20 protein-coding genes are annotated in these 24,687 nt (G+C 30.4%); 7 read left to right on the top strand and 13 right to left on the bottom strand.

Translation table 11 applies throughout. The features are described 5' to 3' along the window. Positions 1 to 675: 675 nt before the first annotated feature. Entirely contained in the window at positions 676 to 3,126 is a 2,451-nt protein-coding gene (gene lon / locus J8L88_RS04125; RefSeq protein ID WP_118386111.1) for an endopeptidase La, read from the bottom strand. Between the two features lie 219 nt (positions 3,127 to 3,345). Here lon and J8L88_RS04120 point away from each other — a divergent pair, with 219 nt between their 5' ends. From J8L88_RS04120 to J8L88_RS04100, 5 genes are all read left to right on the top strand, one after another. Continuing rightward, positions 3,346 to 3,897, top strand: coding sequence for an RNA polymerase sigma factor (locus J8L88_RS04120; protein WP_211060032.1), 552 nt, complete (start codon positions 3,346 to 3,348; stop codon positions 3,895 to 3,897). After that, complete coding sequence (locus J8L88_RS04115; RefSeq protein WP_211060031.1) at positions 3,894 to 4,457, top strand: hypothetical protein; 564 nt, start codon at positions 3,894 to 3,896, stop codon at positions 4,455 to 4,457. Before J8L88_RS04120 ends, J8L88_RS04115 begins: the two co-directional genes overlap by 4 nt. Then, positions 4,438 to 5,538, top strand: coding sequence for a hypothetical protein (locus tag J8L88_RS04110; protein ID WP_118389870.1), 1,101 nt, complete (start codon positions 4,438 to 4,440; stop codon positions 5,536 to 5,538). Before J8L88_RS04115 ends, J8L88_RS04110 begins: the two co-directional genes overlap by 20 nt. Before the next feature lie 19 nt (positions 5,539 to 5,557). Beyond that, positions 5,558 to 6,292 carry a head GIN domain-containing protein gene (locus J8L88_RS04105; protein WP_118386105.1) on the top strand — a complete coding sequence of 245 codons (735 nt, stop codon included), beginning with the start codon at positions 5,558 to 5,560 and terminating at the stop codon, positions 6,290 to 6,292. Positions 6,293 to 6,467: 175 nt separating this feature from the next. Beyond that, entirely contained in the window at positions 6,468 to 7,202 is a 735-nt protein-coding gene (locus J8L88_RS04100) for a tyrosine-protein phosphatase (protein ID WP_035084180.1), read from the top strand. On the opposite strand, the gene J8L88_RS04095 is transcribed toward J8L88_RS04100, so the two are convergent. From J8L88_RS04095 to J8L88_RS04080, 4 genes are all read right to left on the bottom strand, one after another. Continuing rightward, positions 7,199 to 9,562 carry a tyrosine-protein kinase gene (locus tag J8L88_RS04095; RefSeq protein WP_081415533.1) on the bottom strand — a complete coding sequence of 788 codons (2,364 nt, stop codon included), beginning with the start codon at positions 9,560 to 9,562 and terminating at the stop codon, positions 7,199 to 7,201. The two genes, J8L88_RS04100 and J8L88_RS04095, sit on opposite strands and share 4 nt — an antisense overlap. A 7-nt stretch (positions 9,563 to 9,569) precedes the next feature. Beyond that, the gene (locus J8L88_RS04090; protein ID WP_118386101.1) at positions 9,570 to 10,361 is read right to left on the bottom strand and encodes a polysaccharide biosynthesis/export family protein; all 792 of its coding nucleotides are present in this window, start codon (positions 10,359 to 10,361) and stop codon (positions 9,570 to 9,572) included. Positions 10,362 to 10,444: 83 nt separating this feature from the next. Next, entirely contained in the window at positions 10,445 to 12,373 is a 1,929-nt protein-coding gene (locus J8L88_RS04085) for a nucleoside-diphosphate sugar epimerase/dehydratase (RefSeq protein ID WP_027391602.1), read from the bottom strand. Continuing rightward, positions 12,370 to 13,506: a DegT/DnrJ/EryC1/StrS aminotransferase family protein gene (locus J8L88_RS04080; RefSeq protein WP_027391603.1), complete on the bottom strand. Its 1,137-nt coding sequence runs from the start codon at positions 13,504 to 13,506 to the stop codon at positions 12,370 to 12,372. Before J8L88_RS04080 ends, J8L88_RS04085 begins: the two co-directional genes overlap by 4 nt. Before the next feature lie 788 nt (positions 13,507 to 14,294). Between J8L88_RS04080 and J8L88_RS04075 the strand changes: the two genes are divergently transcribed. Continuing rightward, a complete protein-coding gene (locus J8L88_RS04075) occupies positions 14,295 to 15,641 on the top strand; it encodes an MBOAT family O-acyltransferase (protein ID WP_342667679.1) in 1,347 nt (448 codons plus the stop codon). Between the two features lie 23 nt (positions 15,642 to 15,664). Next, the gene (locus J8L88_RS04070; protein ID WP_211060030.1) at positions 15,665 to 16,627 is read left to right on the top strand and encodes a hypothetical protein; all 963 of its coding nucleotides are present in this window, start codon (positions 15,665 to 15,667) and stop codon (positions 16,625 to 16,627) included. Positions 16,628 to 16,632: 5 nt separating this feature from the next. On the opposite strand, the gene J8L88_RS04065 is transcribed toward J8L88_RS04070, so the two are convergent. From J8L88_RS04065 to J8L88_RS04030, 8 genes are read right to left on the bottom strand one after another with little or no spacing between them, the layout of a single operon-like run. Beyond that, positions 16,633 to 17,784 (bottom strand): GNAT family N-acetyltransferase, encoded by a 1,152-nt coding sequence (locus J8L88_RS04065; RefSeq protein WP_211060029.1) that lies wholly within the window; start codon positions 17,782 to 17,784, stop codon positions 16,633 to 16,635. After that, positions 17,781 to 18,872: a GNAT family N-acetyltransferase gene (locus J8L88_RS04060; RefSeq protein WP_211060028.1), complete on the bottom strand. Its 1,092-nt coding sequence runs from the start codon at positions 18,870 to 18,872 to the stop codon at positions 17,781 to 17,783. Before J8L88_RS04060 ends, J8L88_RS04065 begins: the two co-directional genes overlap by 4 nt. 46 nt (positions 18,873 to 18,918) lie before the next feature. Beyond that, on the bottom strand, positions 18,919 to 20,493 hold the full coding sequence (locus tag J8L88_RS04055; RefSeq protein WP_211060027.1) for an FAD/NAD(P)-binding protein: 1,575 nt from the start codon (positions 20,491 to 20,493) through the stop codon (positions 18,919 to 18,921). Positions 20,494 to 20,496: 3 nt separating this feature from the next. Then, positions 20,497 to 21,141 (bottom strand): NeuD/PglB/VioB family sugar acetyltransferase, encoded by a 645-nt coding sequence (locus J8L88_RS04050; protein WP_027391609.1) that lies wholly within the window; start codon positions 21,139 to 21,141, stop codon positions 20,497 to 20,499. A 41-nt stretch (positions 21,142 to 21,182) separates the two neighbouring features. Continuing rightward, a complete protein-coding gene (locus tag J8L88_RS04045) occupies positions 21,183 to 21,788 on the bottom strand; it encodes a sugar transferase (protein WP_211060026.1) in 606 nt (201 codons plus the stop codon). A 6-nt stretch (positions 21,789 to 21,794) separates the two neighbouring features. Next, positions 21,795 to 22,040 (bottom strand): acyl carrier protein, encoded by a 246-nt coding sequence (locus J8L88_RS04040; RefSeq protein WP_027391611.1) that lies wholly within the window; start codon positions 22,038 to 22,040, stop codon positions 21,795 to 21,797. A 20-nt stretch (positions 22,041 to 22,060) separates the two neighbouring features. Further along, positions 22,061 to 23,557, bottom strand: a complete 1,497-nt coding sequence (locus J8L88_RS04035) for an AMP-binding protein (protein ID WP_211060025.1) — start codon at positions 23,555 to 23,557, stop codon at positions 22,061 to 22,063. Positions 23,558 to 23,581: 24 nt separating this feature from the next. After that, on the bottom strand, positions 23,582 to 24,679 hold the full coding sequence (locus J8L88_RS04030) for a hypothetical protein (RefSeq protein ID WP_211060024.1): 1,098 nt from the start codon (positions 24,677 to 24,679) through the stop codon (positions 23,582 to 23,584). Positions 24,680 to 24,687: the final 8 nt, after the last annotated feature.

Below are 24,687 nucleotides of genomic sequence, written 5' to 3'. Positions count from 1 at the left end.
GGAACTATAATATATAAAAACGGGATTGTATCTGGAAACAATCCCGTTTTAACCAAAACTTTTCTAGCTAATGAACCTATTGAGGAATCGCCATTTTAGACTATTATAGGTGTGACATTCTAACTTCGGGTTTTAAGAGATTTCCATGTGTAATATATATGTTGGTTGACAAAAACATGAATTAAAAAAATAAAGTCTGGTTTACATATTAAAAGTAAAACATTTATACAACTTACGGTTGCGTGTAAACCTCAAAAAAAGTAAACTAAAATAGTCTTATTTACTTTACAAAATTAGAAAAGCGCTTATCCCAAGGAGTATCAGGATAAACGCTCAAAAAAATATTGTTCGAACTTGTAATTATTTAGTAAAGTAAATCTCGCTTTTTGATTGTAAGTTAAATTTAAATACTTTTTCTAAAAAGCATCAATCCCAAGATGTATCAGGATTAATCCCCTTTAAGTATACATTCAACTTTTTTATCTAATAATAGATCTTGTTGACTTCTCTACTGTTTACATCTATATGACGAGCATGACTAAATTTTGTTACACTTTTTTTTTATTATTTTTATTTTAAACATCTGAAAATTAAAATAATCCAGTAAAATCAATACCTAAAGTCCATATTTTTTTTTACGAAAAAATATGTCTCATTATTAATAAATATTAAAAATTACAATTTTTTAGCATTCTTAACCTTACTCTTGGTTAATGCTAATTCCAAAACTTCACTCATTTCTTTAACGTAATGGAATTTTAATCCTTTGAGATACTCTGCTTTAATTTCATCAATATCTCTTTTATTATCCTCACACAACAATATTTCTTTGATATGAGCTCTTTTTGCTGCCAAGATTTTTTCCTTAATTCCACCAACAGGTAATACCTTACCTCTTAGTGTTATCTCACCTGTCATAGCAATACTCTTTTTGACCTTTCTTTGGGTAAATAATGACACTAATGACGTAAGCATCGTAATTCCAGCACTAGGACCATCTTTAGGAGTAGCTCCTTCCGGAACATGAATATGAACATTGTAGTTGCTAAAAATATCTTGATTAATTCCTAAAACATCCGCATTAGCTTTTATATACTCCATAGCAATAGTTGCAGATTCCTTCATTACTTTTCCTAAATTACCAGTAATTGTTAAGCTTCCTTTTCCTTTGGAAAGAATCGATTCTATAAATAAAATATCACCACCTACACTAGTCCAAGCCAATCCTGTAACAACACCTGCTACTTCATTATTTTCATATTTATCACGTTCTAATCTAGGAACTCCTAAAACCTCTACAACATCATCATTACTTACCTTTATATTATAAGTCTCTTCCATTGCTATATTTTTAGCAGCGAACCGCACCATTTTAGCAATTTGCTTTTCCAATCCACGAACACCAGATTCTCTTGTATATCCTTCTACGATCTTCTCTAATTGTACCTTTCCTATTTTTAAATGAGATTTATCCAATCCGTGTTCAACCAATTGTTTTGGTAATAAATGTTGTTTTGCAATTTCAACTTTTTCTTCTATCGTATATCCTGTAACATTAATGATCTCCATACGATCTCTTAGAGCTGGCTGAATTGTATTAAGGCTATTGGAAGTAGCAATAAACATCACTTTGGAAAGATCAAATCCCATTTCTAAGAAATTATCATGAAATTCAGAGTTTTGCTCAGGATCAAGCACTTCTAATAAAGCAGAAGAAGGATCTCCTTGGTTTCCTACAGAAAGTTTATCTATCTCATCTAAAACAAAAACTGGATTACTTGTTCCTGCTTTTTTAAGGCTTTGAATAATACGACCAGGCATCGCACCTATATATGTCTTTCTATGTCCTCTAATTTCTGCTTCATCTCGCAATCCACCTAGTGATATACGTACATATTCTCTACCTAATGCTTCGGCAATAGACTTCCCTAATGATGTCTTACCAACTCCCGGAGGACCGTACAAACATAGTATCGGTGATTTCATATCATTACGCAGCTTTAGTACTGCTAAATATTCTATGATACGCTTTTTTACTTCGTCTAAACCGTAATGATCACGATCAAGGATTTTCTTGGCGCGTTTTAGATCAAATTTATCTTTACTAAATTCATTCCATGGTAAATCTAAAAATAGATCTAAATAATTACGTTGAATAGAATATTCGGCTACTTGCGGATTCATACGACGCATCTTAGACAATTCTTTGTCAAAATGTTTCTTTACATTTTCATCCCATTTCTTATCCTTACTTCTAACCTGCATTTCCTCTAACTCATCTTCATGAGACACACCACCTAGTTCCTCCTGAATCGTTTTCATCTGTTGATGAAGAAAATACTCTCGTTGTTGCTGGCTCATATCATGCTGAACCTTATTTTGTATATCATTTCTTAGTTCCAATTTCTGAAACTCTAAATTCATATACTTCAACGTTGCTAAAGCTCTATCCTTAATACTATCAATTTCTAATATTTTTTGCTTTTCATCAACTGGTAAATTTAGATTTGAAGAAACAAAATTTATCAAAAATGAATTACTTTCAATATTTTTAATCGCAAAAGATGCTTCCGAAGGAATATTAGGACTTTCCTTTATAATTTCTAAAGCCAATTCTTTTATAGAGTCAATAATCGTATTAAATTCCTGATTTTCTTTAGCAGGTCTAGTTTCTGGAACTTCTAATACTCTTGCTTTAATATATGGTTCTTCTTCTAAGATCTCATCTATCTTAAACCTTTTCTTACCCTGTAAAATAACAGTTGTATTTCCATCAGGCATCTTAAGAACTCTTAAGATTCTAGCTACTACTCCAATTTTATTTATATCCTTAGAAGTAGGGTTTTCTACGTCTTCTTCTTTTTGAGAAACTACTCCAATCGTTTTATTTCCATTATTTGCTTCATTAAGAAGCTTAATTGATTTATCACGACCAGCAGTAATGGGAATCACTACTCCTGGAAATAAAACAGTATTTCTCAATGGTAATATAGGAAGCGTTTCCGGAAGTTCTTCTTTATCGATTTCCTCTTCATCTTCAGGTGTCATTAAAGGTATTAATTCTGCATCTTCATTTATTCCTTGAAATGACAAACTGTCAAGAGTTGTTAATTTGGATTTCGTCATAAGTATATATACAAAGTCATTTTGTCATCTAATCAAAATGACATTCTTTAAAAGTTTATTAAATCTAATTTTAGAATCGATAACAGTTGCAAAATAAGGCATTTGTACCTGATTCTACTTAGATAAGTCAATTGTTATGCCATAAACTTCAAAAAAATATTTTTAAAACTGTAACAAAAAGGATCTATCCATATCTTTATATAAAGTAAACTGAAATTTTTGACACTAACCAAACTAAATACTGAGCAACTGATAGAAAGGTGCCGTAAGCAAGATCAGAGTGCGCAGATGGAAATTTATAACAGATACTATAAAGCTATGTATAACACAGCTTATAGAATTATAAAAAATTCTGCAGAAGCTGAAGATGTGATGCAAGAAGCTTTCTTAACAGCATTTACCAAACTGTCAATGTTAGAAGACAACAAGGTATTTGGAGCTTGGTTAAAAAAGATAGTTGTTAATTCTAGTCTTACAATATCTCGTAAGCGAAATATTTATGGTGAGGTCCCTTTAGAAACCATTGAATATGCACTTACAGATGAAACAGAAGGGATTGTAAGAGAAGATTTGACTAGTGTTAAAGCTAATACAGTTTTAAATACTTTAAAAGAATTAAAAGAAAGCTATAGTACCGCATTATCATTGCACTTGATAGAAGGTTATGATTATGAAGAGATTTGTGGAATATTAAATATATCATATTCTAATTGCCGTACACTGATTTCTCGCGCGAAAGAAAGTTTACGTAAAAAATTAATAGTTACATGAAAAAGGAAGATGAAATAGATAAGTTATTTGAACGCTTGGAAAATCAACTTGATGTATTTGAACCATCAGCTGATCATAAAGTACATTTTTTAAAGAAATTACAGGAGCAAAACAAAGTTATTCCTCTTACATCTAAAAAGATAAATTGGATAAAACCATTAGCTATTGCAGCTTCTATAGCAATATTAATAGGTACTATATCGATAGCTCCTATATTTAATACTAATGAAAAAGCTGATTTAGCCAGTGTTTCTCCACAAATGGAGGATACTCAAAATTTCTTTACAGTTGCGATCAAAAACCAATTAGAAGAAATCGATAAAAACTCATCTGTAGAAACAACGGAACTAGTTGCGGATGCAATGAAACAATTAGAAAAATTAGAATCTAGTTATGAACATCTAAAAAAAGATCTAGTAGAAAGTGGTAATGATAAAAGAGTAATCAGCGCGATGATTAAAAACTTTCAGAAAAGAGCAACTTTACTAGAAAAAGTATTAGAAAAAATTGACAACATCAACAAAATAAAATTAAATGAAAATGAAACCAATATACTATAAATTAATATACTTACTACTTCTTATACCGGCCATTTCTCTAGCAAATGGAGATATTAGAAAGAAAGGAAAATATACAAAAGAGAAATCTATGAAGAAAGAATTTTCTGTAAGCAGTAATGCTTTATTAAAAATAAGCAACGATTATGGAAATCTAGATATAACTTCTTGGGATCAGGATAAAATCGTAATGGAAATTAATATAAAAGTTAATGGAAATGATGAAGAAAAAGTAATAGAAAAACTTGAAAGTATTGGCGTAGATTTTGAAGCATCTTCACAAATGGTAAGTGCAAGAACTACATTTAACAAAGATAGTAAATCATGGTGGTCTAAATTCTCAGATAGTTGGGGTGGAAATAACCTAAAGCTAGAAATTAATTATACGGTAAAAGTACCAATTACAAACAGTGTAGATCTAAATAACGATTATGGAAGTATAACTCTTGATAAGACAAAAGGGAATGCTAAAATAAGCTGTGATTATGGTCAGATCATTGTGGGCGAATTACTTGGAAATGAAAACTATATAAGTATAGATTACACTCACAACAGTACAATAAAATATATGAAAAGTGGAAAAATTAATGCTGATTACTCAGATTTTATTTTAGATATGGGAGATGAGGTTCTACTTAATGCAGACTATACCAAATCAAAAATAAAAGCGGTCAAAGAGCTTAATTATAACTGTGATTATGGTAGTTTAAAAGTGGAAAAAGCAGGAATTTTTAAAGGAAATGGTGATTACCTAGATACTAATATTGGAAACATAAGTAACAGTGTAAATATCAACTCTGACTACGGATCAATTGATATTAAAAACTTAGAATCAACAACAAACAATGTCAATATTAGAACCGATTATACTGGTGTAAGTATTGGGTATGACTCTACTCTAAGTTTTGATTTTGTTATAAAAACTTCCTACGGAGGAATTAATCTTGATGATAGCATTAGTACAATGAAAAAAAGTAAAGATAATTCCAGTAAAGATTATAGAGGATATCACGGAGAAAAAAACAGTGGAAATTCTATTGATATTTCTACCAGTTATGGTGGAGTTAAACTAAGAAAAAATTAATTCAAATATTCAATCAATTATGAGAACAGTAACAATCATTTTAGGCTTAGCATTATGCAGTATAACATCCGTAAATGCACAATGGTGGGGAAAAGGAAAAAAAATAGAAGGAAATGGTAATGTAGTAACCAAAACCAGAAATTTATCAAGCTACGATCAAGTAAAACTAAAAGGTAGTTTAGATGTCGCTTTAGTTGCTGGAACCGAAGGTAATATTAAAATTGAAGCGGAAAGTAATCTAATTCCTCACGTAATCACTGAGGTAGAAGGTGATGTTCTAAAAATCTATGTAGAAAAAGAATATTATTTAAAACCAAGTAGAAATAAAATAATACTTATTACGGTACCATTTAAAGATATATCGAAAGTAAGTTTGTCTGGATCAGGAGATATTTATTCCAAAGATACTATAAAGGCCGAATCTTTTGAAACTAGAGTTTCTGGATCAGGAGATGTAGGCTTAGAAGTACAAGCTAAGGAAATAGAAGGATCTGTCTCTGGTAGTGGTGATTTAACGCTAAAAGGTTCTGCAGAAAACCTAGAATTAAATGTAACTGGTTCTGGGGATGTGCGAGCATATGATCTTAAAGCTAAAAATGTAGATGCATCTGTGACAGGTTCTGGAGATATTAAATTAACATCTACTCATTATTTAAAAGCACGTGTAACAGGGTCAGGAGACATTGATTATCAAGGGAATCCTGAAAAAGAAGATAAAAAAGTTTCAGGATCTGGTGATATTACAAGACACTAAAAAGAAGCATATTTCAATAATCCGAAAACTGTTTAAGAAGTTTTACTTCTTAGGCAGTTTTTTTTACGTCTAATAATCTTTACTTTTGTAAGTAACTTGATGTAAGCTATTAAGGGATACTTGCATCACATTAAAGTATAATGCTTTAATTAACCCCAAAACAAGAACGAACACGTTGCATTTTTTATCAAAGAAAGAAATTAATCTTAAAGAAATCATTCCGCAAGGTTATGTAGACATGCACTCCCATTTATTACCTAATATAGATGATGGAGTCAAGACTGTATACCAATCTGCTTACATTATTGAACAATTTAGAAATTTAGGAGTAAAAAAAATTATTACTACACCTCATGTAATGCAAGAGGTATGGCCAAATACTTCTGAGATAATTAAAAGTAAACATCAAGAAATGAAACGAGTATTATCTACATTAGATCTTGATATTATACTAGAAGCTAGTGCAGAATATATGTTAGATGATTTATTTTACCAAAGAATTAAAGCAAATGATATTATACCACTACATGAAAAATATATACTGGTTGAAATGTCAACTTTTAGCGCACCAATTAATTTAAACGAACTTCTTTTCGAAATTAAACTAGCAGGATTCTCTCCTATTTTAGCACATCCAGAACGTTATTCGTTTTATCAAGACCATATGGATAAATACATTGAATTAAAGGAATCTGGATTTTTATTTCAACTCAATTTACTTTCTATTTCAGGATTTTACGGAGAAAAGGTTAAGAATAAATCGCTAAAACTACTAGCTGAAGGTTTTTATGATTTTGCTGGTTCTGATGTTCATAATTATCATCAATTCGAGATTCTTGAAAAAGGTTTTTTACCAAAAAATGCCGAAAAAATTTCGGCATTAATGAAAAAGAATCGATCTTTTAATTAATCTTTTGCTCCATATCCATAACCGTACCCGTATCCTACTTTATCACCTGCTGCATTTAGTAATACGGCCATATTAGGAAGACGTTTTTCTCTATAGAAATTTTCTGGAACTTGAAGTATTCTCTTATCTGAATAATTTTCTCTTACGATGTAAATGCTTAAATCAGAAAAATGCCCAATCAATAAAGTATCCGTTACCAAACTTACTGGTGCTGTATCTACAACTATATAATCATAATTATCTCCTAAATAATCGAACATTTCCTTCACTCTATCATTCATCAATAATTCCGCTGGATTAGGAGGTATAACACCAGAAGGCACTACAAAAAGAGGATCATTTTCTCCTTGTTCATAAACAACATCTTCTGGTTTAATGTCCAAATTCATAATAAAATTGGTAAATCCAGGAGTATCTTTCCCTTTTTGTAATTCAAAGAAATTATGAAACTTTGGATCACGAAAGTCAGTTCCTAAATATGCCACTTTTTTTCCTGATATTGCCAATGTTTTTGCAAGATTAGAAGAAACTAAGGTCTTCCCTTCTCCAGAAATTGTAGAAGTAACAAAAATAATTTTACCCGTTTCCTTATGCGTACCTGCCATTAAGAAACCTAAATTTGTCCTAAGAATTCTGAAGGCCTCTGCAATAGATGATCGGCTATTTCTAGAAACCACAATCTTACTTTTCTTACTTTTAGTTTTTGGTATAGCTCCTAAAATTGGCATAGATAACGATCTTTCTAAGTCTTCTCTAGAATTTACCTTAGTATTGAATAGATCTAATAAATAGATAGTCAAAAAAGGCAACGCAAAACCAAAAAATATCGCTCCAAAATAAATCATCTTCTTATTTGGTGATACTGGGTAAGAACCCAAAGTAGATGCTTTATCAATTACACGTGCATTCGATAATGTGATATGACTTGTAATCTCGGCTTCTTCTCGTTTTTGTAATAAATATAAATATAATTGTTCTTTTATACCTTGTTCTCTTCCGATAGCAGTCAACTCCTTTTGTCTTAGTGGCGCATTATACAATTGGCCACTAAAATACTTGTCTTGAGTTCTTAAACTATTCAAACTTATATTAATAGAGTTTTTTGCACCGTTTAAACTAGCAATTAACCCTTGTCTAAGTGAACCAATTTGCTCATCAATATTAACTACAACGGGATTTTGTACACTAGAAGATTTTAATAATCTTTTTCGTTGACTTATTAATCCGTTATAACGAGCTACTGTTGATGTAATCGAAGGATCATCAAAACCAAGTGTTGAAGGTAAAATATCATATTTACCATCTTGACTAAGCACAAAACGTCTAGTTGATTCAATTTTTCTTAATTGAGTTTCAAACCTATTGATTTCTTGTAAATTTCTTGAGTCAATATCTGCCACTCTTTGTGTTTGTGCAGACACATCATTAGTCAACCCAAATTTAGATTTATAACCTGCAGCTTCATCATCCACTTCAGACAAGTCACCAGAAATTAGATCTAATCTCTCATTAATAAAACCAGCTGTTCTAGCAGATGTCAATTTCTTATTTTCAATAGTAGATTTGTTATACTCCTCTACCAAATTGTTGATGATATCTTTTGCCTTTTCCTTTACTGGATCATTTAAAGACAATTTTACGATTGAAGATCCTTTGCCTATTGTAATAACAGATAATTTATTTCTATAACTCTGAGCTACAATATTTACCGGAGTTATTTTAATATGTATAACTTTTCCTTTGTTTGATTCGATCCCATCAATGTTTGGAGTTATTACGATATCTCCAATACTAGTATTAATGGTCTTTCCAAAAGAGTGATCACTCAATTTCTGTCCTTCTTTATCTACGAACGAAAAAGAAGTCTGCGAATTAATTAAAACTCTAAAATTCTTTGATTTTGTATGAACTATAGAATCTGCAGATAAAAAATTAATCTCAATTAAAGATTTAGGATAATTTTCCGATTCAAGAACCCTACCTTTGGTAAAATATTGAACATTTAATTTCAAATTATTTACCACGTTGGTAAGCAATGTTCTGGATTTTATAATCTGAATCTCATTTTCTATTTTATTCTTAGAATCATCTAGTAAACCAAGATCTTTAAAAGCTGACAGTTCTGATTCACTAACACTCTCCTCCTGAGAAATTAAAATTGTACCAGACACATTATATTGCGGTATGGTATAGCGTATATGTAAATATGCCAAAGTTCCAAAAACAACAACACTTAGTAAAAACCAATACCATTTTTTTACATACTTTAAAATCTCATCTCTAAAATTGAAACTTGACTTAGGAGCATCTATAAAGGTGCTGTTATCAGTAGTATTATCGGAATTATTATTAGAAATCATATATTGCCTATCTTAAAATAAGTGCTAATGCAGCTAAACCTACACTTATTACACTCAAAACAATTCCAACTGTTTTATCTTGTCCTTTAGAACTCTTTATTCTGGCGTCATTAGGTTCGACATATAACACATCATTTTGAGCCAAATAATAAACTGGAGAATCAAAAATAGATTTAGAAGTAAGATCTACTTTATGATAGGTATTAACTCCGTCATTTTCTCGAATCACCATAATATTACCTCTTTTTCCCATAATAGTTAGGTCTCCTGCTAAACCGATAGCTTCGATAATAGTAATTCTTTCGTTAGGAATTGTAAAAGAACCAGGTCGTCCAACCTCACCTATAACAGTGATTTTAAAGTTTTTAAGTCTAACATTTACTATAGGATCTTTTATATAGATTTTTAGTTTCTCCTTTATCATATCCTTAATTTCAACTCGAGTTAAGCCAGAAATTTTTAATTTTCCTAATACCGGAAAATCAATATTTCCATCTTCATCGATCAAATATGTAGGTTCTACGCCTCCACTTGCAGCAGATGATCCTGCACTATCACCAGAAGGAGAAGGTAAACTAGCTCCTTGCATTAAATTAAAAGGTCTTGCAGCATCCATATCGGTTGCAGAAACTAAAATACTTACTACGTCATCCACCTTAAAAACTGGTGTAAATGAATTCGTAGATTTAATTTTTTCTAAATCTTTCGATTCTTGAAAATAGACAACATCAGTAGGTGTTTTGCAAGAAAAAACAAATGATGATACTACTAATAAAAGTAAAAACTTGATTGAATGCATATTTTAAATTCTTTAGGGCATTTTGATCTATAAACAAAAGTATAATAATATTCTTGTTTATAGCTACTATTTTAAAAAGAAGACTAAACTAATACCTTTTGTACTTTGTTATTAGTTTCGTTGTTTTCGATATCGATACTTTCGAAAGTAGAATTCTTAGAAATGAACTCAGGAACAATTTCTTTAAGTTTTCCTACGATTTTATGATCTTGATTAAATAAATTCATAATACACAAATCATCAATCTTATCCATTATTAAAGGACAATCCTCATCATCGTGCTTACTTATCATTATTTTTTTATGATATGTAGGTAACGTATTTTCTGTATCTGCTAAAAGTTCTTCGTATAACTTTTCACCTGGTCTTAATCCAGTAATTTCAATGTCAATATCATTTGGATAATTAAGTCCTGATAATCTGATCATTTTTTTAGCTAAATCAAATATTTTAACAGACTCCCCCATGTCAAAGATGAAAATCTCACCTCCATTACCCATAGTACCCGCTTCAATTACCAACTGAGATGCTTCTGGAATTGTCATAAAGAAACGTGTAACATCTTTATGAGTTACTGTAAGTGGTCCTCCTTTATCAATTTGTTTTTTAAACAAAGGAATCACTGAACCGTTAGAACCTAAAACATTTCCAAATCTCGTGGTAATAAATTTAGTTTTACTTGTTCTATGTAAACACTTGATATACATTTCGGCCACTCTTTTGGTAGCACCCATTACATTTGTAGGATTGACAGCTTTATCTGTAGAAACAAAAACAAACTTATCTACTCCATATTCTGAAGAAAGATCAGCTAACTTCCTAGTTCCTAAAACATTAATTTTAATTGCCTCACAAGGATTGTTTTCCATTAAAGGCACATGTTTATATGCAGCTGCATGGAATACCATATTCGGTTTAAACCTGTCAAATATTGTTTCTATACGTTGGTGATCTCTTATGTCAGCTACAATTGGCGTAAAATTAGTAACACCTTTGCTTAATAATTCCTGTTGAAGATCATACAATGGTGATTCTGCTTGATCAACTAATACCAAATGTTTATATGTATAAAATGAAGCCTGTCTAACGATTTCACTACCAATAGATCCTGCCGCACCTGTTATTAAAACAATCTTATTATCAAGTTCTCTTTTAATATTTTGATTTTCTAATGCGATCGGAGCTCTATCCAATAAATCCTCAATTTGTATTTGTTTTATTTGAGAAACATTTAGTTTACCATCAATCCAATCATTTATTGCAGGTATAATCTTAACTTTTACAGATAACTTCAGCAAATTATCTGATATTTTAGATAAACGATGCTTGTCTATATGAGGAATTGAAACAACTATTTCTGTAATATTATGTTTTGTAATATAACTTTGAGTAATTGCTTCAGAACGATATACTTTTATTCCATTAATTGTTTTTCCAACCTTTTGTGGGTTATCATCAATAAATCCAACTACAGTTACAGATTTATGAGAATCATTTGTAATTGCAGCCAATGTTATCAAACCAGAATCACCCGCTCCATAAATCATTACTCTTGAAGAATCTCCTAATTTTGATTTTACATATAAGTAACAATATTTAAATATCAAACGACTCGTTGTAAGCGTAATAATATTTAACAAATAATGCACACATATAATTGATACCGGAATATTTAAAAGCTCTGGCATCAATGATAATCTACTAGAAACCATTAAAGCACCGCTTAACGAAATTAATACGGTAACAGCTAAGAACAGATTATAAGCATCTCTCATCCCAGTATGTCTTACCACACCTTTATACGATCCAATTAATAAGAAACTAATCCCAGCTAACACAGTCATAACCGGAACTTGGTATATGAAATTAGTTAGATCAAAATCAAATGTAATACCAAATCTAACTACGTATGCCAAAAAGAAATTAAAAATAGTTATTGCAATATCAATAGATAATACAAGCCATTTAGATGCATGCTTATGCGAGTTATTAATTATGTAATCCTTAATCATCTCAATACTTTTTTAATTACCGATACAATTCTAAATAAATCTTCTTCTTCAAGATTAGACCCGCTGGGTAGGCAAAGTCCTCGATCAAATAGGTCATCAGAAATTCCATTGAGGTAGACATCACAATCTGCAAAAACAGGTTGTAGATGCATGGGTTTCCATAGTGGTCGGGATTCTATATTTTCTTTTGCTAAAGCTAACCTTAACTTTTCTCTCATTTCATAAGAAACAGTTGTTATACAGGATAGCCATCTGTTAGAATAAAAACCTGATGGTTCTTCTAGAAATTTAATTTCTTCGAAATCAATTAGGTTTTCTTTATAAAAATTAAAATTACTCCGTCTATTAGTAACGTGTTTGTCCAATACTTCCATCTGTCCCCTTCCAATTCCTGCAATGATATTACTCATTCTATAATTGTGACCGATTTCAGTATGTTCATAATGTGGAGCATTATCTCTTGCTTGTGTAGCAAGAAAAATTGCTTTGTTTTTAAGTTCAGGTTTTTTTGCTATTAATGCACCTCCACCAGAAGTGGTAATTATTTTATTCCCGTTAAATGAAAGAATCGCAATATCTCCAAAGGTTCCACATTTAACATTGTGATAAGAACTTCCTAAAGATTCTGCGCTATCTTCCAAAACAGGAATACTATATTTCGAAGCTATTTTATGTATCGCTTCTACTTTATATGGCATACCATATAGATGTACTGCAATAATAGCTTTTGGCTTTTTACCTTTTTTTGCTATTCTGTCTTTTATAGCTAATTCTAGTTGCTCAGGACAAATATTCCAAGTTTGTTCTTCGCTATCTATAAAAACAGGGTTTGCACCAAGATATACTATCGGATTTGCTGAAGCGGCAAATGTCATACTCTGACATAATACTTCATCTCCTAAAGTAACTCCCAAAAGTTTAAGTCCTAAATGTAGAGCTGCTGTCCCCGAACTAAGAGCTGCTACATTACTACTTTCTCCGAGATAATTCTCAATGTCATTTTCAAAACCATCAACATTTGGACCTAAAGGGGCTACCCAATTAGTATCAAACGCTTGTTTTACATAGCTTTGCTCCGTTCCCCCCATATGTGGTGAAGAAAGCCATATCTTCTTGGACTCTACTGCATTCATAATTTTCCCCATTAATTAATGAACAATAATTTATCCTCAACAATTACAACATATATGCCGTAATCATCAATTTCTTTATTAATACTCTAAAAATTTTAGGAAGAAGGGGGTAGTACTTCCAACTTGTATTTTTCTCTTACTTGCTTTAACCAATGCTAAAATAGTTTAGTTACATTAAATATCATTAGAAAAACTCATATTTTAGATGGAATACTTAAAAAATGCGTTTAACAGCATAGCTAGTTTGTAATTACATCTAAAACAAGGGGTTTACCGTAAGAAAATTACTATATATTCCTACGTATAATATCCGTAAAAACTTACAAAAAATAATTCAGTATTCTCTAAACTACCTAACAACAGCACTTTTAACATTTTTTAAACAAATTTTATAAAATAATTTATCAGTAATTTCTTACTTATACTGTTTTGGATATTCTATGCAATTATACTGGTAAATTTTGACAAACTAATGAGGAAATTGCCTGTTTCTTAACAGGGTTTTTCCCCTACCCTAGTTATTAAATACGAAAGAAATAATCCCATTAAAAATGGAATTATAAAAAAAAGTAGATAATTCTTGATTTATTAAATTAATTAAATAAAATTTACACGCTTCAAAAAAAGAAATCACCAAATTGTAATAAAACAAATCCCCCCGAATTTTATATTAATGATTATTCATGTTATTTAATTCTTTAGATTTTTTCATCTTTTTGCCAGTAGTGTTTATAATTTACTGGTCATTATTTAGTAAAAACTTAAAACTTCAGAATTGTTTTATTCTGATGGCTAGTTATGTTTTCTATGGAATGTGGGACTGGCGTTTCCTGTTTCTAATTTTAGCTAGTACAATTATTGATTATATCGTTGGTCAATTTATCCATAAAAACGACTCTAATCACCTTCGAAAAAGGTGGTTATGGGTTAGTGTTATTTTTAATATTTGCCTTTTAGGTTTTTTTAAATATTATAATTTCTTTATCGATTCTTGGATTGATTTTGTTACTATTTTTGGATACGAAATACAAAGTTCTTGGACTTTAAAAATTATACTTCCGGTAGGAATATCATTCTACACATTCCAGACAATGTCTTATTCATTAGACATTTATTATAAAAGATTAAGTCCAACTAAAGATTTTATTTCTTTTGCAACGTTTGTTAGTTTTTTCCCTCAACTTGTGGCTGGTCCAATCGAAAGAGCATCCAATTTACTGTCTCAGATTACGGTAAAAAGAACGTTTAATTACGTACAATGTAAAGAAGGATTAAAATTAATTCTCTGGGGACTCTTTAAAAAAGTAGTTATTGCTGATTCTATCGCTCCGATAGTGGATGATATTTTTGCTAATTATCATGATTATCCAGCCTCAACACTTATACTTGGAGTTACCTTATTTAGTTTCCAGGTATATGGTGATTTTAGTGGATACTCTGATATTGCAATAGGTACTTCAAAATTATTCGGAATTGAATTAATGTCAAATTTCAAGTTTCCAAACTTCTCTAGAAACATGGCCGAGTATTGGCAAAGATGGCATGTATCTCTATCCACTTGGTTCAGACATTATGTATATATCCCGCTTGGTGGTAGTAGAGTTAGTAAGTTAAAATCTATAAGAAATATTTGTATAATTTTCTTAGTTAGTGGTTTTTGGCACGGAGCGAATTGGACCTTTATAGTTTGGGGAACCATTCATGCTGTTTTATACATCCCTGTTTTTCTTATGGGACGCAATAGAATATACATGAACAACGTAGTTGCAGAAAACAGATGGTTTCCTTCAATAAAAGAAATATGCCAAATGCTTCTAACCTTCTCTCTTGTAACCTTCTCTAGAGTATTCTTTAGATCGGAATCAATTACGGACGCTTTTGGTTTTCTAAAACAGTTATATACTAATTTTTATTTTGAAATATATGAACACCCTTTAGGCTATCGTATGATAGATTATTTTATACTTTTAGTAATCTTTATTATATACGAATTTAGAATTAGGAGAGATGAAAGATCTCCATTTAAGTTTAAATCAAAAATTATTCGATTTGTAATCTATACAATAGTAATTCTTGGAATGCTACTTTTCTTTGATGATAACATAGATCGATCCTTTATTTATTTTCAATTCTAAAGTCATTAAATAATCTAAGTAAAATGAAAAAACTTGTTCTTAAAAGCGCTTTTTATTTTTTTCTGATATTAATATCATTGGAGTTGTTAGTTCGCTGTTTTCATCTAGCGAAGGATACCCCAACTCGATTTTTGGATGAATACAAAGTAGAAAAATGGGTTCCCAATCAAAGTGGGTTTTCAGTTACAGGAAACAGAAAACAAAATTTCTCCGAATACCATATAAATAAATCAGGATATAATTCCTACAGAGAGTTTACCCCAACTAGAAATAAAATTGAAATTGCCCTAGTCGGAGATTCTTTTATTGAAGGGTTTCATCAAAATTATTACAATTCGATTGGAAAAAAAATTGAAAATTCTATACCTAATATTGAAGTTTATGAATACGGCTATGCTGGATATGATTTTGCCGATCAGTTACATCTTATCAATGCCTATAAAGAGCAATTCGATAAAATAGATAAGGTTATTTTGGGAATCAAATTTTCTAATGATCTAACGAGAGGTAAATATGCAGTAGTAACAGGGCGTTTAGCCTTAGAATCACCTATGAATAAACTTCTTAAAAAAAGTAAATTATTGGTTTATTGCAAAAGTATAGGTATCCTGGATCCACCGCAAAGATTGGTATACCGATTAATGAACGTTCTAAAAACCAGCCAAAAAAAACCACCTCTAGATAAAAATGAGTTATTACGAATCAAAAAGGAGAAAGAAGATAAGTATCTAGCAAATTTTAATAGTTTAATTAGTGAATATGGTTACGATAAAGATCGTTTTATATTGCTTTTGGACTCGAGTATAACAAGCCCTATTTTTCTTTCCTATTTAAAAGAAAACAACTTTAAATACGTTGATTTTTCAACATATTTTGAGAAAAGTACGACTTCTACAACTTTAATATATGATAGACATTGGAATAACCAAGGAAGAGGTCTAATTGCTAAGGCTATCAGTGATTATATCAACAAATTGGATGAATAAAAAAACTAACAACTAACCTTTTGCATCTTTGACTGTCCAACTATTAGAAAACTATTTTCTTTTTCAGAAAGTCGTAAAACTTTCACATTTTTAACGTTATCGATACTTGTATACAAAAAATCAAAAACCATTCTTCTTAACCAACTATATTCTTGAGTATTATAGTCGACAACAATTAATTCTTTATTATAATTAACATCTTCTATAGGGGCAATTTGATACTCTCTTGCAAGAACAGCAGGGTTTTTCTTTTTCCTTGCCTTGTATTCTTTATATTTTACATACGCTACTTTGAAAACAAATTCCTTAATTTTTACTTTAGTGTATTCTATGTTTCCTTTAATAAAGCCCACAATAGATCTTTTAGGGTATATGATTTGATGCTCAAAATTGTATATGTGATTACACCATTCTCTCTTATAACTCAAGTCTCCCATCCCCATTTCATAGGATTTATGATCATTTTCTATCAACCAATCTAATTTTTTATAAATTTCTACACTTCCTAAACTAAACTTAGAATAATCAATATCATATGATGATATAGCACTAAATAATCTGTTCTGAAAATGATGATTTAAAGAAACTATGATAGGTTGGTTGTTATCAAACGCCACAAATAGAGAAGCTTTTTTTTCATTTATCAATGAAAAATACATTTTCTTGTAATAATCCCACCTTAACAAGGTCTGACTAACATCATTACGTTGTTCAAATCTCCTAATCAACATCTTTTCTAAGCAATCCATAAAAAGATCATAGTCTTCCTTTTCTATCGCTCCATAGTATGTTTTATATTCAATATCAAAACATGTTTCTAACCTCTTAATTCTTCTTCGTATTCCTTTGGCATTACTCCGAAAACGATGTTTAATATAAGCATCTGCACTTGCAAAATCATCTAAAAAAATAGCGTATCCTTTAAAAAATTGACCAACCTTTTTAACGATCAAATTCTTAGTATCTAAATCTGGTTTTAAATAATCGGGAACAAAAAACACAGAATGTATACTATTCGGTTTTTCTATCAGAGTAATATCAAAATCTGGGTTAGCCAAAGACTCCTCACCTTTTCCCGAACGTATTCCTGAAAATATCTTTGGTATTGAACATTTTTCGAAAAGCTGGAAAAAATAATCTATATTTTCTTTTTTCATCTATTATTCAATCTATAAAATGGAAAAAAATATTTTTTTAGATCTTCCTTCTTAATATCCTTATACTCTTCATCGGATGACATACATAGTTGATCATATATCCCCTGATTTACTACCTTTCTTCCTGTACAGAATACCACATCTTCATCTTTAGGGAAAAGAGATTTCTTATTTTTATATAAACCATCACCATCCTTCATCCCACCTCCTAGAACGTAATGTTTTTTTCCATTTTTAACAGCCCATTCTATAACTTTTACTCTTAAAAAATCATTCGGTCTGTAACTAAAATATTCTGCATTAGTACCTCCTAAAAAAGCGAAAATTATATCCTTATAGTTTATTATCAATTCAACTGAAATTGGTATTCCTTCGTAATACACTACTACAATAGAAAAATTATCTAAATTAGATAATATCAAATCCTCAAAATAAGCACTAGAAAAAAAGTAAATACTGTCGGCATTATTCCGTGTCATTGTAGCTACATAAATATCATTGAAGATTGTAATTATCTCTTTAGTAATTTGATCCTTATGGAACACCTTAAAATCTAGATTATAATTTACCGCTTTTCGATAATTATTTCTCACTTTAGGTAAAAATGCATTCCATTGATCCTCAAAATCATCTAGTAATAGTCCTTTTACATTAGATAATGTCTCTATTAATGACCCTGAATAATTCTTATGATTTTCGTTTAAACTAAATCTTATAAACTCTGTTACAACCATATTATCACGATACCAGCCGTCTACTTGCTTCCAAAATTCAGCTAGATCTTCTGTAGTAACCTGATCACTATAAAGTGGACCACTATAGCCATAAGGACTAATTACATCCTTGTATGGATATTGCTTTCCTTCAATTTTTATCTTTCTTAAGACAAATGGCATCAATATAATAGGAACATCATTTTTTTCAAACAAAAAACATCTTAACTCATCAGAATCTTTCTCTGAATGACGTAAATGTTCTATAGAATAGTACACATTATTATCCCATTCATTTTTAAGAAGTGATTTGTACTTCGAAACTTCTGCGCCATCATCAAGATCTTTTATTAATATTTTGTAATTTTTATCCAATGCTAAAGTTGTTTATTAGTAATTCGTTTATTGATTGATTCTTTTGCTAACTGCTCACTACATTTTGATTAAAATAATTATACAATTTTCCAGCTAACAGGTTTGATAACCATATGATTCTGCCACAATGTTCGACATGCCATACGGCTTTTCCATCAAAAATATTACCTGCTAATAATGGACCTACAATATGTAAATTATCTGAAGCTTCTAAAGCGTCATTAACGTCAAAACCAATCTTAGATTCATTTGGAACACATAATTTATTGGCAATAACTTTGCTTAGTAACGTGGGTATGTCCGAAGCCGTTAAATTTGTACCACCAATACAATTAAAAACAATATGTACCGGATCGCTATCGATTTTATTTGTTTTTGATTTTGTATCTAAATATTCTAAAGAATATTGGTTATTATCACCTTTATTTATATTTATAAATCGTCCAGCAATATGTTCAAAACGATTTTCTTTCTTAAGAATATCAATAGTTTTAGAATAATGATATCCCGCACAACGTTGTCTTCTGCCAATATCATTACCATATAAACAAGCAAACTTTTTAAGCTCTTCTGTACTCAATTTTTGTAATAATGAACCGAAGGCACTTGAGATAATATCCACAGTAGATGCTGCTCCCAGATGAATATCGTCTGCTATATCTAAATCCTTATATGTTGCTTCTGCTATTTCTTTAGCGCTTAAATTCTGTTGATCAGCAAGAGAAAGTAAATTTTTAGGCGAATATCTTTTTTTACCCTCTTCATCAACTACAGAATCTGGTGACAATCCCTGAGTTGAAAGCAATGTAAACTTGTTGATTTTAGATTTTAGATTTTCTAAATCATTCAATTTATACAACATTTCTAATCCACTGGCATTTGCACCAACGATTAAAGCATTTATTTTTTCTGTTTCTTGATTTTCTAAAAAAGTATCAAGCTTAGTAAGTACATCCTTTAAACAAGGCTTATAAGGGTTATTGATAAAGATTAAATTATCATCTGTTATTAAGTCCTCATTTTTCCATAATTGCAGCGTAGGTAGTGAACCTACTGAAAGAATTACTTTTTCTGAAACGATTTCTTTATTATCCTGGAGGATTATAGTGTATTCATTTCCATTTTTATCTAAGTCTATTACTTCAGAATTAATATAATCTACAGATATACTATTATTTTCTTGCGCTTCCTTTATGTTACTTTTAATTTTTTGATCAATATAGCTCCCAAAAAAACGTCGAGGAATAAATAAATCTTCCCATTGATTATTTTTAAGCCTGTCTTTATGAGTAGAAAGCCATTCTGCCGATAACGCTCCTCCATCCAATCTAAACTCTTCTAACAACCATTCTTTATTATTATTAAGCCAAGCAATAAACTTAGTTCTTTCTGGTTCCGGCAAAAAATTCTTTAGAGAAGTAATTAATAAGACCGAAAATCCAGATCTTATACCATATGGTATTCCTGTATAAAATTCAGGATATTTATCTATAATTGTTAACGATATTCTCTTATCAATCGGGTTTGTTTTTAATTGATCAAGAAAATGCAAAATAGTAAATGACGATGAGATACCAGATCCTATAAAAGTGATATCCGTGTGGTTAGTTTCAAAATCCATAAACTATGGTTTTTTTGTTTTTATTACGCGAGCTGGATTACCAACTACTGTCGTATATTCTGGAACATCTTTAATTATTACTGTTCCTGCCCCTATTAATGTTTCTTTCCCTATTTCCTTAACACCAGTCATAGCAGTAACTCCCATACCTACATAAGCATTTTTTCTTACATTGATTAAAGCACCTATATTAACCCCAGAAGACATAAAAACTCCATCTTCTAATGTTACATGATGGGCAATAGTACTATCCATATTAATCATTATATAGTTACCAATAGTTGTATGTGGCATCACAATATTACCTGCTAGCATATATACAGCTTCTCCTATAGTAACATCTGGCGCTATAGATACAGTATGATGTAAAAAACCAGGTATTCCATACCCTTCTTTTTTTAAGGTAGATAAATATTCTACTCTTACCGCATTTACACCAATAGGGCAATATACATCTTGAATTTTATTTTTAAATTCATCTAAAAATAAATCCTTATATCTACCAATAACAGGTATATTAATAACATCTTTACCTACAAGATCAGGATTATCATCGATAAAACCGACAATATTAACTCCTGCTTCTTTAAGGTACGAAGCGTATACCTGACCTTGTGTACCTGCTCCTATTATTACAGCATTTTTCAATTTTTAAAATATAGTTTTTAGTGGTTTTTTAATCCTTTTGGTTAATTGTTACCTGTAAAAGTAGGCATATTTACATTTTCTCCGCTGTTTATATCTTCCTTGAACAGAACTTTCTTTGCTGTCATAAAAATAATCTTTAAATCAAGTTTAAAGCTTCTATTCTCAGTATACCAAACATCTAGCTTAAATTTCTCATCCCATGAAATCGCGTTTCGTCCATTTACTTGTGCCCATCCAGTTATACCTGGTCGTACGTCATGTCTTTTTTTCTGAAAATCGTTATATAGCGGTAAATATTTTACTAAAAGTGGTCTAGGTCCTATTAAACTCATATCACCTTTGATCACATTAAATAATTGAGGTATTTCATCTAAAGAATATTTTCTTATAAACTTACCTGTTTTTGTAATCCTATCTTGAAAAGGCAATAATTCTCCATGTTCATCCTTTTTATCATTCATACTTTTAAACTTAATAATCTTGAAAATTTTTTCATTTTTACCAGGTCTTGATTGAAAAAAAAACGGCTTACCATTATTAGCTATCATTAATAATATAATTAAAACCAATATTAACGGTGATAGCATGAGAACACCTACAAAACAAAGTGTAAAGTCTATAAAACGTTTTATAAATGAATTATACATATTAATTTACGCTTGTAATTCGGACTCGATACTATTAAGCAAATCTCCAACATTATTCATATTCATTAAGTCCATTAACTTAAATTTTATATCAAATGTTTTTTCTACTTCGGTTATGATCATCATATGTGTAATAGATTCCCATCCATCTACATCATTTGCTGTAGTTTCATTAGAAAGTTGGAAATTTTCATGTTCTAATACAGAAACAAATGCCGTTTTTACCTTAGATAAAATCTCTTCTCTACTCATCAATTAGTTGCTTTAATTGTTTAATTTATATTAAAATGTTTTTTTAATTCTTTTCTATCAATCTTTCCATTAATACTATGAGGAAATTCTTTTATAAACCTCACGTGCATAGGTATCATGTAGGATGGCATTTTTGATTTCATATAATCAAAAATATATTCAATATCGAACTCTTCGGACTCAATAGCAATTCCAAGCTCTGCATTACCAAGAGAATTGGTTATATCTAGCGCTACCATATTCACTTTTTTCTCTGATTTATACTTCGCATGAAACTCAATTTCTGCAAGTTCTACTCTATAACCTCTTATTTTTACCTGAAAATCTGCTCTTCCCACATATAAAAAGTCTCCATCCTCATCTTTTAAGCACAAGTCTCCGGTTTTATAATATCTTATACTATTTCCGTTTTCATTTCTAGTAAAAAAACTTTGTGCATTTCGTTCTTCATTTTTCCAATATCCAGGTGTAATCTGTGGTCCACCCAAACATAGTTCTCCAGTCTCACCTATCGCAACTTCTTCATTTTTTTCATCCACTACAAGATACAATGTATCTTTTTGTGGAGTACCAATGGCTATTATTCCATTATGAGACTTCGTGTCTGTTTCCTTATGGTATGGATAAAATCCACTATACACGGTAAACTCGGTAGGACCATAATAATTAAATATTTTACAATTCGGAAGACAATTACTCCATTCTTTTGCTATATCACTATGTAAAGCTCCTCCTCCAAAACTACAATACCTAACATCAGGAGCATTTATCTCTCCAAAATATGGTCGCAAATAATTAATTATAGACGGAACCATTGTAAGCACCGTAAGTTTTTGTTCATTAATTAACTTAAAAATATAGAAATATTTAATGGCACCTTTAGGAATCGTATACATGCAAGATCCAGCAAGTAGCGGAAACAGATATGTTACAACTGAAAAATCAAAAGTAAGTTCGAACATCTGTAAACATCTATCCGATGGAACTAAATTAAATGTTGGTTCTGCATCAATTGCTCCGACCAACGCCTGAACATTATTAAACGTTATTGGAACGCCTTTAGGCAAACCTGTAGTTCCGGAAGTGAATAAAATATATGCTAATTGATCACCAGAAAACTCCTTAGGCTTTAAATCAATTTCGGCATCATTTAATTGATTAGAAGCAATAACCTGATAATCATTATACACCGAACTTTCGGATGAATCTAAAACAAACTTAGTCTCTGTAAGTTCAAAAACTTTTGAATTTCTTTCAAAAGGAACTTCTGGATTTACAGGTACATAAGCTTTACCTTCTAACCACAGCGCTATTATACTTGCATATGTTTGAAGATCATCATTAGTAACTAAACCTATAAGCTTTTCTGAATCCTCAATCTCACTTGCAACAGCTAATCTTATTTTAGATATTTCTAAAGCAAAATCTCTATACGTATAGAAAACACCATTGATACATAAAACATTGTGATCTGCGTGTTTTTCTATTGATTCTTGTAATTGTTTTACGAATTCCATCTGTAGTCGGTTATGCTAATTGGTTTAATAAAAATGTCCATCTCGGTTTAACATCGAAAAATTCTCTGAGTCTATTTTTGTATCATTATGCGCTAATCCTTTTTTAGTCACTTTATGCGTAAAAATTGTATTATATCTTTTTGTAATCGTATCAGATAATTTGGTATCATCCGTGAATATGAATGTTCTTTTTTGTTTTACAAAGTTTTCCATCAATGCGTCTACGCAAGCATCATAATTATCTTCATTCTTAACAAGAAAGTACTTTATATTAAACTCATTATAATTAATTACATATGATAAAAAACCAATAATTTCTTCTCCTCTAACAATTTTTAAATTATGAAGATAAATATTATTACTAATACCTGTTTGTAACGATTTATGAGGATGTCTTTCAGGTACTGGAGACTGTAAGTATTGATTTGCATCAATCTGCCAGTTCACATATTCTTTACTCTTATAGATCAAATCATTATCCAGAAGAGGTTGTATAAAGCTCCAAGTTTCATCATCTATTTGATTTACATATTCATAAAAAAGATTCTGTACATTATTTTTGAATTTTGATGTATTTAATAATCTAATCATCCATCCAGTGAAACTATCAAACCTATTTAGTATAAATTTAAACGATTTTAAAAACTTAAATCTTCCGATTAACATAGAAGCATCTAAACTAAAAAATATAGTATGCCTTAATCTCGAAGCAATTACTTTAAAAGGTTGCTTCTCATAAAATGTAGTAACATTCTCCGCATATGATTTAATCAAAACCTGTTTACCCGTTAGGTTTACGGCTTCATTATAGATATAAGTTCCTAATACGGTATTCTTATATGACTTATGAACCCACCAGGAAATCATCCAATATACTTTTTTAGGATCTCCATTCTTTACATTCAATAAATCAGGAAACATAAATATAAAAGAAATCATCTTATCTCCTTCATACCCTATTACACCACAATAATCATCCTCCTGAATTCTATTGTTAGCAACTAACCATAATGCCTTACTTTTGGGTAATGGCGCGAGATCATTTTTCCAATAAGTATTATTATCAATAGCTTCGCTTAACATTTTTTTTGTTAAACCTATTACTTGTAAATCCTTACTCATTTTTTTAT

The organism is Aquimarina sp. MMG015, from assembly GCF_018100855.1.
Lineage (GTDB): Bacteria > Bacteroidota > Bacteroidia > Flavobacteriales > Flavobacteriaceae > Aquimarina > Aquimarina latercula.
Note: the sequence above shows the minus strand (reverse complement) of the source record. Positions and strands in the feature narration are given on the sequence as shown.

Coding starts and splice junctions, on each gene's coding strand:
- J8L88_RS04110 (WP_118389870.1), top strand. CDS start 4,438: ATGAAACCAATATACTATAAATTAATATACTTACTACTTCTTATACCG.
- lon (WP_118386111.1), bottom strand. CDS start 3,126: ATGACGAAATCCAAATTAACAACTCTTGACAGTTTGTCATTTCAAGGA.
- J8L88_RS04075 (WP_342667679.1), top strand. CDS start 14,295: ATGGCTAGTTATGTTTTCTATGGAATGTGGGACTGGCGTTTCCTGTTT.
- J8L88_RS04095 (WP_081415533.1), bottom strand. CDS start 9,562: ATGATTTCTAATAATAATTCCGATAATACTACTGATAACAGCACCTTT.
- J8L88_RS04035 (WP_211060025.1), bottom strand. CDS start 23,557: ATGGAATTCGTAAAACAATTACAAGAATCAATAGAAAAACACGCAGAT.
- J8L88_RS04040 (WP_027391611.1), bottom strand. CDS start 22,040: ATGAGTAGAGAAGAGATTTTATCTAAGGTAAAAACGGCATTTGTTTCT.
- J8L88_RS04115 (WP_211060031.1), top strand. CDS start 3,894: ATGAAAAAGGAAGATGAAATAGATAAGTTATTTGAACGCTTGGAAAAT.
- J8L88_RS04090 (WP_118386101.1), bottom strand. CDS start 10,361: ATGCATTCAATCAAGTTTTTACTTTTATTAGTAGTATCATCATTTGTT.
- J8L88_RS04065 (WP_211060029.1), bottom strand. CDS start 17,784: ATGAAAAAAGAAAATATAGATTATTTTTTCCAGCTTTTCGAAAAATGT.
- J8L88_RS04045 (WP_211060026.1), bottom strand. CDS start 21,788: ATGTATAATTCATTTATAAAACGTTTTATAGACTTTACACTTTGTTTT.
- J8L88_RS04070 (WP_211060030.1), top strand. CDS start 15,665: ATGAAAAAACTTGTTCTTAAAAGCGCTTTTTATTTTTTTCTGATATTA.
- J8L88_RS04055 (WP_211060027.1), bottom strand. CDS start 20,493: ATGGATTTTGAAACTAACCACACGGATATCACTTTTATAGGATCTGGT.
- J8L88_RS04085 (WP_027391602.1), bottom strand. CDS start 12,373: ATGATTAAGGATTACATAATTAATAACTCGCATAAGCATGCATCTAAA.
- J8L88_RS04105 (WP_118386105.1), top strand. CDS start 5,558: ATGAGAACAGTAACAATCATTTTAGGCTTAGCATTATGCAGTATAACA.
- J8L88_RS04080 (WP_027391603.1), bottom strand. CDS start 13,506: ATGAATGCAGTAGAGTCCAAGAAGATATGGCTTTCTTCACCACATATG.
- J8L88_RS04030 (WP_211060024.1), bottom strand. CDS start 24,679: ATGAGTAAGGATTTACAAGTAATAGGTTTAACAAAAAAAATGTTAAGC.